Here is a 14,192-nt window from a genome sequence, read left to right as displayed (position 1 = left end):
CTAATGTTTAAATATTTATTATTGTATTTCTCTTACAACCACTCGTACACCTTCAACTTTAATGATTTTTATTTCCTTTCCTTTTTCAATAAAGTTTCCTTCAGATACAATATCTAGCTGCTCATCGTCAAATTTTCCTATCCCAGAAGGCCGCAAAGAAGTTATTGCTACACCTTCTAGACCAATTAGTTCCAAACGATTTGCGGAAGAAACATAACCCAACTCTGTTAAGGTCTGGTCTTTTAGTATAACATGTCTAAACAGTCCCTTATCCAAACCAATCCTTTTATACAACACAATTGCAATAACTACAGCAACAATGAAAGCAACTGAGATGCTGAATGCCATATGTCCAATATCATAGCCAGACATAAATAGAGAACCAATTACCGCCCCTACACCAAGTAAACCGACAATTCCACCAGGTATAAAGAACTCCACAATAATTAAAACAATACCTATGATAAGCAAGAGAATTGCTTCCATTCCCGCTAAACCAGCTACAATATGACCATAAAAGAATAAGAGCAGTGAAAGAATCCCCATACCTCCAGCAACACCAAATCCCGGTGAGTAAAGCTCTACAATCAAACCTATACTCGCAACAGAAAGCAAGATTGGAATCACTGTTGGATGCGTAAGGAACCTAGCAACTTCTTCAGCAAATGTCGGCTCTGTTTCAACAATCGTAGCATTAGCTAACCCAAGTGCATCTAGAAGTTCCACTTGATGATGAACAATCCCTTCAGCATACCCCACTTCAACTGCTTCTTGTGGACCAAGTGTCAGAAACTTCCCTTCTGGCGCTCCATATTCTGCCAGGTCGATAGATTCATCGGCCATCGCCGCCGCATAGAGCGGATCTCTCCCCTGTGATTCAGCGGCACTGCGCATCGCTGCAAGCCATGCAGATTGAGCTTTAAGATTAGCTGCATTTCCATCACCCGTTATGACACCACTCGCCCCCATTGTAGCATGTGGCTTAAAATAGATGTTATTGGTATTTAGAGCGATATATGAGCCTGCCGACAACGCTTCGTTAACAATAAATGAGGTTGTTGGGATTTTTATATTTTGCAGTATACTTGCAATCTGACCAGCAGAGTCAACCCTTCCACCTGGGGTATCTATTTCGAAAATAATATGATCAGCATGTGCTTCTATTGCGTCATCTGTTGTACGCTTCAAAAATGCTTCCAGTCCCCGTTCCACCTCGCGTTCTATCGGAATGACATACACAAGTTTCCCGCTTCCCTCTGCCATTGTATCAGATAAATTAGGTGCCGGTAATAAAACAAACACAATGGATAAAATAAGTACTATGTATTTTAATGTTTTTCTGTTTGACAATGATTAACACCCCCTTTGCAGCTATTTATTTATACGGATAATATTGATGATTAGTTTCACTTTTATACGATTTATTTAAATATATGATTAAATCCAGAAAAAATATACGATTACAACTAAAATAGTACCATACTACAACCTTCTAGGGAAAGAGAAGCTGCATATTCAAATAAAAAAATCCTTATCAATGATAAGGATTTTTTTATTTGGGATCTATAAAATAGGAATAGGCTAATTGGGAACTGAGTTACCTAAACTGCCTTCATCCAGTCCATACCCAGTGTCTGCGCTTTTGGCGCTTACTTTAATTTACGTTCTACAATTTCTTTTATTTGTGAGCCATCCGCCTTGCCTTTTGTTAAAGGCATGACCTTGCCCATCAATTTGCCCATATCTTTCATTGATGTGGCATTAACTTCTTGAATCACTTGCTCCACAATTTCTTCTAATTCTTCATTAGAAAGTTGCTTCGGCATATATTCTTGTAAAATATCAATTTCAGATTTAATTTTATTCACAAGATCTTCTCGGCCAGCGGCATTAAATTCTTGGAGGGACTCTTTTCTTTGTTTAAGTTCTCTTGACAAGATTGTTAATTCTTCATCCTCTGATAGATATTCTTGCCCAAGCTTTATCGATTCATTCTGTATCGAAGCTTTTACCATACGAATGACGCCAAGGGTTTCTATATCTTTCTCTTTCATTGCTTTAATCATATCCTGATTTAGCCGATCAAGTAAAGTCATACCTTCGAACACCCTCTTTTAGAATTTACGCTTTCTAGCAGCTTCAGATTTCTTCTTGCGTCTTACGCTAGGTTTTTCATAGTGTTCACGCTTACGATATTCCTGTAGTGTACCACTTTTTGACACACTACGCTTGAAGCGACGAAGAGCATCCTCAAGAGACTCGTTTTTACGAACGCGAGTTGTATTTGACATGCTTGTTTCCCTCCCTCCGAAGCACAAAACAAAATTAGAAGCATATGAAAATAAATTCATATGCTTATTAAAGTATAATATAATCCCACTTTAAGGTCAACTTAATTTTTCTAGTATTTTAAAAAACTTGATTGAGACAGGAACTGAAATAAATTAAACAGCATTTTCAACCTTGCATTTTTTATTACTGCTTGATGAATGCATGTGTTGCATTTTCCATAACACGTACAAATTGCCCTTCATTGTATGGATAACCAGATTTGTTTATTTTTACACGAACGAGCTTACCGACCATATCCTTTGTACCTTCGAATTGGACTTTCATATAGTTATCTGTATAGCCAACGAGAAGATCAGGTTGATCTTTATTCAAGATTGTTTCTTCTGGAATCACTTCAAGGACTTCATTTTCGTACTGTGAAGCATACTCCTTAGCAAGCTGATTTGATAATTCAATAAGTCGATGTACGCGTTCTTCCTTCACTTCGTCATCAACTTGATTATCCATTCTGGCAGCCGGTGTTCCAGTACGACGCGAGAATGGGAAGACGTGGAGTTCCGCATATCCTATTTCTTTAATAAAATCATAGGTTTCTTGAAACTCTTCTTCTGTCTCTCCTGGAAATCCAACAATTACGTCTGATGTAATAGCCAGGTTTGGTAGAGCCTCTCTAATTCGTTCTATTTTCTCTTTATAGAAAGCAGTAGAATATTTGCGGCGCATTCGTGCTAATACTGGATCGCTTCCTGCCTGAAGCGGAATATGCAAGTGACGTACAATTTTCTTCGATTGATTCAATACCTCAATTACTTCTTCTGTTATTTGGCTCGCCTCAATGGAAGATATACGGATACGTTTTAGACCATCGACTTTTTCCTCCAAATCTCTGAGAAGCATTGCAAAGTTATAATCTTTCATGTCTTCCCCATATCCGGCTGTATGGATTCCTGTAAGCACAATCTCCTTGTAACCTGCATCAACAAGCTTTTGAGCTTGTTGTACCACATTTTCCGGATCACGGGAACGCAATAGACCACGTGACCAAGGAATAATGCAGAAAGTGCAAAAATTATTGCAGCCCTCTTGGATTTTCAGAGACGCACGCGTGCGGTCAGTAAACTCTGGAACGTCCATTTCTTCAAAAACGCGGTTCTTCATTATATTGCTGACACCGTTTACTGGCAATCTTGTCTTTTTATGTTCTTCAATATAGTCGAAAATATTTTTTCTGTCCTGTGTGCCTACTACAACATCCACTCCAGGTATTTCCATAATTTCTCCTGGAGAGGTTTGTGCATAACAGCCAGTCACGCATACAATTGCCTCAGGATTTTTTCGTATTGCTCGACGGATTACCTGTCTGCTTTTCTTATCCCCAGAATTTGTAACAGTACATGTGTTAATTACATAGACATCGGAATCATGCTCAAAGTCAACACGTTCATAGCCTTTTTCCATAAACATGCGCCATATTCCTTCTGTTTCATAATGATTCACCTTACACCCCAATGTGTGAAATGCAACTGTAGTCATTTCTCCCACCTCAATTCTTCAAAATGATAAGAAATACTTGCCAATGCATATAGTGCAGCAGTTTCTGTTCGTAAGATTCGTGGGCCAAAGCGAACAGGCCAAAATTGATTTTCTTTTAAAATTGCAGCTTCTTTCTCAGAAAATCCGCCCTCAGGTCCAATACAAATCAGCAAACGCATTCCAGCTTCAGTCTTTTTCAGCATATTTGCTATCGATTGGTAGCTAGATGTCCTTGCTTCCTCTTCGTACGCAAATATTTTATAGTCATAATCCTTACTAAGTATAAGCAATTCATTAAAACTAACCGGAAAATGAACTGACGGAACGCTTGTGCGATGACTTTGCTCACTCGCTTCTTTCACAATTTTTTCAAGACGCTGTATTTTCTTATGCTTTTTCTTTTCATCCCAATTTACAATTGAGCGTTCTGCTTTAAATGGTATAAAAGCTGCTGCTCCCAGCTCAGTACCCTTTTGAACAATTAAGTCTAACTTATCACTTTTAGGCATCCCTTGAACGATTGTGACTTCTACAGGAAGTTCAGTATCTTGTTCAATCCATTCCTCTATAACTGCTGAAACCAGTTCACTTGTAATTTCCATTATTGTACATAATGCAGCATGCCCATTCTTATCATTGCATATAATCTGGTCACCCGGCTTACCTCTCATGACACGACTGATATGGTGAACATCATCTCCACTTATCTTCACATGATTGTCCAGCCAATTATCCTGGTTGAGTATAAAATATCTTTGCATTTTATTCACCTACTACTCGTTTAAAAAGACAATTTATTTAGGTTTTCTGGCAATTATAGATATCCATTCATCTAGTTCGTTTACTTCAACGATGTCAAAACCATGTTTCTTCATTTCATCTAGTACTAAGTGCTTCTTATTAAGAATAATTCCAGATGTTATAAAGATTCCTTCTCCTTTGAGGTTTTTCCATGCATCATCAACAAACTTCACAATAATCTCAGCTAGAATATTCGAAACAACAATATCTGCTTTAATATCTATATTTTGCAAGAGATTATTCTGTTCCACAACTATTTTATCAGATAGTTTATTTTGTTCGATATTCATTTTGCTGCTCTTTACCGCTACATCGTCCAAGTCATATGCATATACTTTTTGGGCACCTAATTTTACTGCAGCAATACTTAACACTCCAGATCCACAGCCAACATCAAGAATAACCTCATTGCCCTGACAATACTTCTCCAAAGCCTGAATACTCAGCATTGTCGTAGGATGTGTTCCTGTACCAAAAGCCATGCCTGGATCAAGCTCTATAATTACTTCATCATCACGGCTTGGCTCATAGGTTTCCCAGGTCGGTTTAATCGTAATCCGTTCAGAAACTTGAAGTGGTTTATAATATTTCTTCCAGGCTGTAGCCCAATCTTCTTCATTAACTTCAGTGAGTGTGACTTCATTTGCCCCAATTTCCAAACCAAAGTTTTGCAAATTGTTAATTGCTTGCTTTATCTCATCGACAGAATCTTTAAGATAGCTGTTAACGGGAAGATAGGATTTTATCCGAACACCTTCTTCCGGATAATCTTTAGGATCCAATTCATAAACTTCACCATATGGAGAATCGTAGACATCATGCAAATCTTGAGGATCCTCTATTACCAACCCGCTGGCTCCATTTTCATGAAGAATAAAAGAAATTGCTTCGACAGCCTCGTTTGTAGTCTGTATGCAGATTTCTGTCCATTTCATTTTCAATCCACTCATTTCTTATAAGGATTTCAAGAATAAAAAATATGTAGACGATGTTGCTGGCCACAACATCGTTAATCACCCTTAAATGCTTTTTTAAAACGCTGAAAGAAATTAGTATCCTGTTCCTCTGTTGAGCCATTACCACCAATTTCGTTAAACTCTCTTAGTAACTCTTTTTGCCTATCAGTTAATTTAGTAGGTGTGATAACACGCACTTGAATGTGCTGATCACCCTGTCCGCGTCCACGTACGTTTGCAACACCTTTACCTCTTAGACGGAAGGTTTTACCTGATTGTGTACCTGCAGGGACTTTCAATTTCACTTTCCCATGAACGGTCGGAACCTCTACTTCATCCCCGAGTGCCGCCTGAGTGATAGTCAGTGGGAGCTCACAATAGATATGATCTCCTTCCCGCTCAAAATAATCATGCGGGCGTACTGAAATTACTACATAGAGATCTCCAGGAGGACCCCCATTTATTCCATCTTCACCTTTACCTGCAACTCGGATTTGCTGACCTTCATCAATACCTGCAGGGATGGAAATATGAATTTTTCTTGATTTCTTTACACGGCCATCGCCATGACAGGTTGAACATTTTTCTTTAACAATCTGACCTTTCCCGCCGCAGTATGGGCAGGCTCTGCGGTTTACAACCCGGCCAAATGGTGTGTTTTGCTCTTGATTGAGCTGTCCTGAACCATGACAATGTGTACATGTTTCCGGCTTCGTCCCCGGCTTCGCACCACTGCCGTTACATGTATCACATTCTTCCTCACGAGGGATATTAATATCTAATTCCTTACCAAAGACAGCATCTTCAAACTCCAAATTCACTTGGTATTGTAAATCTGCTCCTTGTCGCGGTGCATTCGGGTCACGGCTTCTTCCACCGCCGCCAAAGAACATATCAAAGATATCGCCAAAGCCACCAAAGTCTCCAGCACCGCCAAATCCTCCAAAGCCTTGTCCGCCTGCAGCTCCTGCATGACCGAATTGATCATATTGGGCGCGCTTCTGTTCATCACTTAAGACTTCGTATGCTTCTTTTGCTTCTTTAAATTTGTCTTCCGCACCCGGATCTTTATTCACGTCTGGGTGATATTGTCTAGCTAACTTACGGTATGCTTTTTTCACTTCATCTTTAGATGCGCCTTTTTCAACTCCAAGGACATCATAGTAATCACGCTTACTCAAAATTTCATCACTCTCCTGCCGAACTTTTGCATAGGTTTTATCATATCATTATTTATAAACGAATGGCAACTGAACCTATCTTAGTCACTTATAGTAATATCTTTCGTACCTTAGAAAAAAGTCAAAGCCAAGAGAACCCTGACTTTGACTTTTGTAAAACCAACTTGTTTTCTAGAAAGCTAATGATTGGAATACGATAGGTAATATTATTTCACCTATACAGCTGCGGTGACTGTCCCTCCAATTAGCGAGAATTTATTTATCTCTTAAAGTTAGTTCAGTCTGTATGCCGCTATGCGTGTGCTTCCTGTTTATTTATTTTTTATCTTCATCATCTTCTACTTCTGAATAGTCTGCATCAACCACATCATCCGCTTGATTCGCATCTGCTGATTGGCCTTCACCTTGAGCTTGCTGTTCTTGCTGCATTTGTTCATACAGTTTTACTGAAAGTTGTTGAACATGCTCTTCCAGTGCCGTTTTCTTCGCAGTAATATCTTCGATGTCTGTACCTTCTAAAGCTTTTTTCAGTTCATCTTTTGCAGTTTCCGCTTTTTGTTTATCCTCATCAGATACTTTGTCCCCAAGATCTTTAATCGTTTTATCTGTAGTAAAGATAAGTTGGTCTGCTTCATTGCGAAGATCTACTTCTTCACGGCGCTTTTTATCAGCTTCCGCGTTTTCTTCTGCTTCTCTTACCATTTTTTCAACTTCATCATCTGATAAACCTGAAGATGATTTAATTGTAATCGACTGTTCTTTATTCGTTCCCATATCTTTTGCACGTACATTAACAATTCCGTTAGCATCAATATCGAAAGAAACTTCGATTTGTGGAATTCCACGAGGTGCTGGAGGAATATCTGTTAATTGGAAGCGTCCAAGTGTTTTGTTATCTGCAGCCATCTCACGTTCCCCTTGTAATACATGGATATCAACTGCAGTTTGATTATCTGCTGCTGTAGAGAAAACTTGTGAATGACTTGTTGGGATTGTTGTATTTCTTTCAATTAATTTTGTAAATACACTTCCCATTGTTTCGATTCCCAGTGATAGTGGTGTAACGTCTAAAAGAAGTACGTCTTTTACATCACCAGCAAGAACTCCACCTTGGATTGCAGCTCCTAAAGCGACTACTTCATCTGGGTTAACCCCTCTAGAAGGCTCTTGTCCAAGTTCTTTTTTAATTGCTTCTTGTACTGCTGGAATACGAGTAGAACCACCAACAAGAATTACTTTATGGATATCACTTGAAGAATACCCAGCATCCGACAAAGCTTTACGTGTAGGGATCATTGTACGCTCTACAAGCTCAGATGATAATTCCTCAAATTTCGCACGTGATAAAGTCATTTCTAAGTGCAAAGGTCCAGCTTCTCCCGCTGTGATAAATGGCAGAGAAATTTGTGTTTGAGAAACACCAGATAAATCTTTTTTCGCTTTTTCTGCAGCATCTTTCAAACGCTGTGTAGCCATTTTATCCTGTGAAAGGTCAATACCATTTTCTTTTTTGAATTCTTGAACCATGTAATCAATGATCACTTGGTCAAAGTCATCTCCACCAAGACGATTATCACCAGCTGTTGAAACCACTTCAAATGTTCCGTCACCAATATCAAGAATTGATACGTCAAACGTACCGCCGCCAAGGTCAAAAACAAGAATTGTCTGATCTCCTTGATCCTTATCGATGCCGTATGCTAAAGCTGCTGCAGTTGGCTCGTTAATAATACGCTCAACTTCTAGACCAGCAATTTTCCCAGCATCCTTTGTAGCTTGGCGCTCTGAATCATTGAAATAAGCTGGTACAGTAATAACTGCTTTATCAATTTTTTCACCAATATAATCTTCTGCGTATGCTTTGATATGCTGAAGAATAATTGCTGATACTTCCTGTGGTGTATAGTCTTTATCATCAATTCTTACTTTATAATCTGTTCCCATATGGCGTTTCACAGACTGAATTGTATCAGGGTTTGTAATTGCTTGACGTTTTGCAACTTCCCCTACTTGTCTTTCACCATTTTTAAAAGCTACTACAGATGGAGTTGTTCTATTACCTTCTGGGTTTGGGATAACAACTGCTTCTCCACCCTCCATTACAGATACACAAGAGTTTGTAGTTCCTAAGTCAATTCCAATTATTTTACTCATAATATATATTTCCTCCTTGACAGACTCAATTATTTATTAACTTTAACCATTGCTGGTCGAATAACACGATCTTTAAGTAAATAGCCTTTTTGCAATTCTTCTACTACATGATTTGTTTCAACTGAATCATCTTCTACTTGCATAACAGCATGGTGCTTGTTCGGATCAAACTCTTCCCCAACTGTATCGATTGCTTCTACACCATTATTCGTCAAAGCATCTTGCAGCTGACGATGCACCATTGAAATCCCATCAATTAGTCCAGCTGTTTCTTCAGTCTTTTCAACTTGTAATGCTCTTTCAAAATTATCCAGCACCGGTAAGATATCTGTAACAATATCCTGTGCTTTATATTTACGCTCCGCTTCCTTTTCTTTTTGTGTGCGGCGCTTGAAGTTGTCATATTCTGCTTGAAGCCTTAAGAGTCGATTATAAACATCTTCTTTTTCCTCTTTTAGCTTCTCTATTTCTGCATCATTCTCTCTGTCTGCTTCTGCTTTATTGTCAGAGTCAAGAACTTCAACAGTTTCCTCGGTTTCTTCGATTTCTTCTTTATTAATTTCTTCAGTTAGATCTTCTTTCTGCTTTTCCGTCACAAGTGACACCTCCGGATATTAATATAGCAAAGTTGTTAAATAAACAGTAAAAATTGTGGAAAGGAGATCTAGAGACCAAATTTCCTCCTTCACCACACCATCCAACTTCTATTTATTATTCATTGTTCTTATACCACATGTACAGCGTATCTGTCATTTCATTTGATAATCCTCTTAATAAAGAAATGACCTTCTTATATTCCATTCTAGTCGGACCAAGTAATGCAATTGTTCCCATATATTCTTCACCGTTATGAAAAGAAGATGTGATTAAACTAAAATCTTTAATCGCTTCTATTTCATTTTCTTTGCCGATTGTTACCTCAATGCCTTTCGTCGAGTTCTTAAGTAAATCCGCCAGTGTCTCTTCCCGATCCATTAAGGTATAAAAGGAACGGATTTTATCAATATCATTAAACTCTGGCTGCATTAAAATATTCGATTTCCCGCTTACATAGAGTTTTACTGGGTAATCTGTTAAGAATATCTTTTTCAAATATACTAATGATCTCTCATAGTCATCGAGATAATGCTGCATGATTTCAGCGATTTCAGTATAAAATATATCCTGCAGCTTTAGAATTGGTATACCGATAAGCTTTTGATTAATTATGTTTACCAGTTTCTCGAAATCAGATGGATTTACTCCTTTTGGAATCGAAAAAGAACGATGTTCAACATGACCAGTATTTGTAACTAAAATTGCAACTGCTACTTGTGTAGAAAGCGGAACAATCTGCAGCTGCTTTAGTTTGGTCTCAAATAGTTCAGGCCCCAAAATAATGGAAGTATAGCTTGTTAATTCAGATAGAACTTCTGCAGACATTTGGATAATTTGTTCAAACTCATAAAATCCTTTGTCTATCAAATTACTTACAATGCCTTTATATTTATGGTTTGATACTGGTTTAATTAAGTGATCTACATAATAGCGATATCCTTTTTCAGAGGGAACTCGCCCTGAAGAAGAATGCATTTTTTCTAGAAAGCCTAACTCTTCAAGATCAGCCATATCATTTCTTATTGTAGCAGCACTAAATGGGATTGTCCCTTTCTTAGATAGGGAACGTGAACCAACCGGATGTGCTGTCTCAATAAAGTCATCAATAATCACCTGTAATAACAATAGTTGCCTTTCCGTCAGCATGATGATCACCTCTGTTAGCACTCCCTTCATCCGAGTGCTAATTCTATATATAAATTATCAAATCCATTGTTTTTTGTCAATCATCACGTCTTCGGAAAGCCTATGTCATTCCATTAATTATGATAACTTTACCAGCTGTTCCTCTTCAAGGATAAATTCTTCAAAAACCCGATTACCAAGCAGTATTCCTTGATCTGTCAGCTTCAAATACTTGGCATCCCGCAAAATCAGTCCATTATTCTCCAGCTGCTCCAACTGCTCTTGGTAGAGAGCCTCCAGTGGGAAACCGTATTTCGTTTCAAAGATTTCGCAGTTATAACCTTTTATTTTTCGTAATCCTAAAAATAACTCTTCTTCAATTTGTTCTTTTATTGTAATTTTATCGATTTGCAGGATTGGCTTTTCTTTTGCCAATGCTTTCTTCATATATGCCGGCAGCGGTTTGATATTCGTAATCCGCTCACCTGGTATATACCCGGAAGCGCCAGCTCCAAATCCATAATAATAGTCATTGCTCCAATAAGCTAGGTTATGCTTGCTTTCATATGATGGTTTTGCAAAGTTACTTATTTCATATTGCTCTATGCCCTGCCTTCTCATAGAATCCTGCAAAATTTGATACATTACTACCTCGTCATCTTCAGTTGGACGATGTAACTGCCCTTTCTTATGACGCTGGAAAAATACTGTTCTTGGTTCTATTTGCAGAGAATATGTAGAGTAATGCGGCAGATTGAAAGCCAAAGCCTCTTCCAGCGACTTTTGAAATTGCTCAACCGATTGATGCGGAAGCGAATAAATTAAATCAAGGCTAATATTTGTAAATTCATTTTTCGTAAATAAATCAACCGTTTGATATACATCCTTTACTCGATGAACACGGCCGAGCTGTTCAAGCATCTGGTCATCCATTACTTGAACACCAAAGGATATACGATTTACACCGTAGTACTTCAAAAGCTTAGCTTTTTCATCATCAATATCGCCTGGATTAACTTCAATTGTAAATTCATCCAGCTGCGAAACATCAAATTTCTTATGAATAATCTCAAATAAAAAAGTAAGCTGCTCAAGATTTAATGCCGTTGGTGTTCCTCCGCCAATATAGAGTGTTGATAATCTATTTTTACTTTCAGGAAGATAACTATTTATTTCTTTTTCTAAAGCAAATAAATACTCAGTCGCAAGCTTTTCGTTGTAGAAAAACTTTACGAAATTACAATAATGACACATTTGCTGGCAAAACGGGATATGTATATAAGCAGATTGAATGTTTGTCATGGTTTCCCTTCTCTCATTAAATGTCGATGATGATCCTTCACGCGGCTGAAACACTCTCAACTCCCCCAACTTCTCTATTAAACATTCATAGAGCCAAGAACCGAGTCTGTCTCATTTTAAAATCAGGTAGCTTAGATTTAAAAAGGGAAAGCCTGAGAGCAACAAATGCTTTCAGACTTTCCAGGGCAAAACATTTACTCATCATCCATTTTTAGTACTGCCATAAATGCCTCCTGTGGCACCTCCACAGAACCCACCATTTTCATACGCTTTTTACCCTCTTTTTGTTTTTCAAGAAGTTTACGCTTACGGCTGATATCTCCACCATAGAGCTTAGCAGTAACATCTTTTCTGACTGCCTTGATTGTCGATCTGGAGACAATTTTATTCCCGATAGCCGCTTGTACAGGTACTTCAAACTGTTGTCGCGGAATAAGTTTTTTCAGCTTTTCAACGATTTGTTTACCTCTTTCATAAGAAAAGTCACGATGGACAATAAAGGATAAAGCATCAATTGTTTCACTATTTAAGAGGATATCCATTTTCACAAGATTAGATTCCTTATAGCCAATAAGTTCATAATCGAATGAAGCATAGCCTTTTGTATGTGATTTTAGCTGATCAAAGAAATCATAAACAATTTCAGAGAGTGGAATATGATAAATAACGTTAACACGAATATCATCTAGATATTGCATATTAATAAATTGCCCGCGTTTTTTCTGAGCAATTTCCATTACTGGCCCAACATAATCATTCGGTACCATGATGGTTGCTTCCACATATGGCTCACTGATCGAATCGATAACTTGCGGGTCTGGCATATCAGCCGGATTATCCACAATTATTTTCTCGCCATTTGTTTTTACCACTTCAAATATAACACTCGGTGCTGTCGTAATAAGGTCAATTCCGAACTCTCTTTCAATACGTTCCTGGATAATTTCCATATGAAGGAGTCCTAAGAAACCACAACGGAAACCAAAACCAAGTGCTTGTGATGTCTCTGCTTCATATTGTAAAGATGAATCATTTAACTCAAGTCTTTCCAATGCTTCGCGTAAATCATTATAATTATTAGATTCTACAGGATAAAGTCCACAGAATACCATTGGGTTTAGACGGCGATAACCTGGCAATGCTTCAGCAGCAGGCCGCTCAACCTTTGTAACTGTATCCCCTACCTGTGTATCACCAATGTCCTTCATTGAAGCCGTGAAGTAACCAACATCACCAACCGTTAACTCATCTATTGCGGTAATTTTCGGTTTAAATACGCCTACTTCATTTACTTCAAACTCTTTACCATTAGACATCATTTTTATTTTGTCTCCGACTTTCATGGAGCCTTCTTTAATACATACATAAGCTACAACACCACGATAAGAATCATAAAGGGAGTCAAAAATTAATGCCTTTAATGGTTCATCCATATCCCCGGCAGGCGGCGGAATAACTTCTGTAATTCTCTCAAGTATTTCTTCAATTCCAATGTTTGCTTTAGCAGAGGCCAGAATTACTTCGTCTCCATCGATTCCAAGTACATCTTCTAATTCTTTCTTAACCCTTTCCGGATCAGCACTTGGTAAATCAATCTTATTGATAACCGGAATAATTTCTAAATCATTTTCCATCGCTAAGTATACATTTGCTAATGTTTGTGCCTCGATGCCTTGTGCAGCATCCACGACCAGGATTGCTCCTTCACAAGCAGCAAGACTTCTGGAAACTTCATACGTAAAGTCGACGTGGCCAGGAGTATCAATTAGATGGAAAATAAACTCCTCTCCACTTTTACTTGTGTATCCAAGTTGAACTGCGTTTAATTTTATTGTAATTCCACGTTCACGTTCTAAATCCATACCATCAAGCACTTGTTCTTTCATTTCACGTTCACTGAGTGCCTGGGTATTTTCTAATATACGATCCGCTAACGTTGACTTTCCATGGTCGATATGTGCGATTATCGAAAAGTTACGTACATTTCTTTTTTTCTTCACCATTCCTGTTGCTCACTCCTACACCCCTATGCTTCATTAACATGAGGGAAAATAAATTTGGTGATAATTGCTAGCATTGATTATAGCAATTGATATAAAGATATTCAAGAACTTACCTATTATATCATGCAGAACAACGGAATAGTTAAAATCAAATCGTGTAATTATTACTAGTCAAACTTGTATATTAATTAAGTTTTGTTAAATCTTTTATAGCTTCTTACTCTATGCAAATTATTGATTACTTTAAT

General features: G+C 37.9%; 12 protein-coding genes. All 12 read right to left on the bottom strand.

Features of this window, described 5'->3' with window-relative positions; genetic code table 11:
* Positions 1 to 18 precede the first annotated feature (18 nt).
* Positions 19 to 1,350, bottom strand: coding sequence for an NfeD family protein (locus tag NST93_RS03170; protein ID WP_405101116.1), 1,332 nt, complete (start codon positions 1,348 to 1,350; stop codon positions 19 to 21).
* Positions 1,351 to 1,649: 299 nt separating this feature from the next.
* Positions 1,650 to 2,096, bottom strand: coding sequence for a GatB/YqeY domain-containing protein (locus tag NST93_RS03165; protein ID WP_405101114.1), 447 nt, complete (start codon positions 2,094 to 2,096; stop codon positions 1,650 to 1,652).
* 18 nt (positions 2,097 to 2,114) lie between these two features.
* Positions 2,115 to 2,291, bottom strand: a complete 177-nt coding sequence (gene rpsU / locus NST93_RS03160) for a 30S ribosomal protein S21 (RefSeq protein WP_019377991.1) — start codon at positions 2,289 to 2,291, stop codon at positions 2,115 to 2,117.
* A gap of 184 nt (positions 2,292 to 2,475) precedes the next feature.
* A complete protein-coding gene (gene mtaB / locus NST93_RS03155) occupies positions 2,476 to 3,825 on the bottom strand; it encodes a tRNA (N(6)-L-threonylcarbamoyladenosine(37)-C(2))-methylthiotransferase MtaB (protein ID WP_405101110.1) in 1,350 nt (449 codons plus the stop codon).
* Positions 3,822 to 4,586: a 16S rRNA (uracil(1498)-N(3))-methyltransferase gene (locus NST93_RS03150; RefSeq protein ID WP_405101108.1), complete on the bottom strand. Its 765-nt coding sequence runs from the start codon at positions 4,584 to 4,586 to the stop codon at positions 3,822 to 3,824. Before NST93_RS03150 ends, mtaB begins: the two co-directional genes overlap by 4 nt.
* 33 nt (positions 4,587 to 4,619) lie before the next feature.
* Positions 4,620 to 5,561, bottom strand: a complete 942-nt coding sequence (prmA, locus tag NST93_RS03145; RefSeq protein ID WP_405101107.1) for a 50S ribosomal protein L11 methyltransferase — start codon at positions 5,559 to 5,561, stop codon at positions 4,620 to 4,622.
* 74 nt (positions 5,562 to 5,635) lie between these two features.
* Positions 5,636 to 6,763: a molecular chaperone DnaJ gene (gene dnaJ / locus NST93_RS03140; RefSeq protein ID WP_405101105.1), complete on the bottom strand. Its 1,128-nt coding sequence runs from the start codon at positions 6,761 to 6,763 to the stop codon at positions 5,636 to 5,638.
* Positions 6,764 to 7,078: 315 nt separating this feature from the next.
* Positions 7,079 to 8,917 carry a molecular chaperone DnaK gene (dnaK, locus tag NST93_RS03135; RefSeq protein ID WP_405101103.1) on the bottom strand — a complete coding sequence of 613 codons (1,839 nt, stop codon included), beginning with the start codon at positions 8,915 to 8,917 and terminating at the stop codon, positions 7,079 to 7,081.
* A gap of 29 nt (positions 8,918 to 8,946) precedes the next feature.
* Positions 8,947 to 9,513 (bottom strand): nucleotide exchange factor GrpE, encoded by a 567-nt coding sequence (gene grpE / locus NST93_RS03130; RefSeq protein WP_405101101.1) that lies wholly within the window; start codon positions 9,511 to 9,513, stop codon positions 8,947 to 8,949.
* Positions 9,514 to 9,628: 115 nt separating this feature from the next.
* On the bottom strand, positions 9,629 to 10,660 hold the full coding sequence (hrcA, locus tag NST93_RS03125; RefSeq protein WP_405103746.1) for a heat-inducible transcriptional repressor HrcA: 1,032 nt from the start codon (positions 10,658 to 10,660) through the stop codon (positions 9,629 to 9,631).
* 117 nt (positions 10,661 to 10,777) lie between these two features.
* Positions 10,778 to 11,941 (bottom strand): radical SAM family heme chaperone HemW, encoded by a 1,164-nt coding sequence (gene hemW, locus NST93_RS03120; RefSeq protein ID WP_405101099.1) that lies wholly within the window; start codon positions 11,939 to 11,941, stop codon positions 10,778 to 10,780.
* A 194-nt stretch (positions 11,942 to 12,135) separates the two neighbouring features.
* Positions 12,136 to 13,944 carry a translation elongation factor 4 gene (gene lepA / locus NST93_RS03115; RefSeq protein ID WP_405101097.1) on the bottom strand — a complete coding sequence of 603 codons (1,809 nt, stop codon included), beginning with the start codon at positions 13,942 to 13,944 and terminating at the stop codon, positions 12,136 to 12,138.
* Positions 13,945 to 14,192 lie beyond the last annotated feature (248 nt).

The sequence above is a fragment of the Oceanobacillus sp. FSL H7-0719 genome (assembly GCF_045040795.1).
Taxonomy (GTDB): Bacteria; Bacillota; Bacilli; order Bacillales; family Amphibacillaceae; genus Oceanobacillus.
Note: the sequence above shows the minus strand (reverse complement) of the source record. Positions and strands in the feature narration are given on the sequence as shown.

Excerpts from the sequence above, each read along its gene's own strand:
- NST93_RS03150 (WP_405101108.1), bottom strand. The coding sequence starts at position 4,586 with ATGCAAAGATATTTTATACTCAACCAGGATAATTGGCTGGACAATCAT.
- dnaK (WP_405101103.1), bottom strand. The coding sequence starts at position 8,917 with ATGAGTAAAATAATTGGAATTGACTTAGGAACTACAAACTCTTGTGTA.
- rpsU (WP_019377991.1), bottom strand. The coding sequence starts at position 2,291 with ATGTCAAATACAACTCGCGTTCGTAAAAACGAGTCTCTTGAGGATGCT.
- hrcA (WP_405103746.1), bottom strand. The coding sequence starts at position 10,660 with ATGCTGACGGAAAGGCAACTATTGTTATTACAGGTGATTATTGATGAC.
- mtaB (WP_405101110.1), bottom strand. The coding sequence starts at position 3,825 with ATGACTACAGTTGCATTTCACACATTGGGGTGTAAGGTGAATCATTAT.
- prmA (WP_405101107.1), bottom strand. The coding sequence starts at position 5,561 with ATGAAATGGACAGAAATCTGCATACAGACTACAAACGAGGCTGTCGAA.
- NST93_RS03165 (WP_405101114.1), bottom strand. The coding sequence starts at position 2,096 with ATGACTTTACTTGATCGGCTAAATCAGGATATGATTAAAGCAATGAAA.
- lepA (WP_405101097.1), bottom strand. The coding sequence starts at position 13,944 with ATGGTGAAGAAAAAAAGAAATGTACGTAACTTTTCGATAATCGCACAT.
- hemW (WP_405101099.1), bottom strand. The coding sequence starts at position 11,941 with ATGACAAACATTCAATCTGCTTATATACATATCCCGTTTTGCCAGCAA.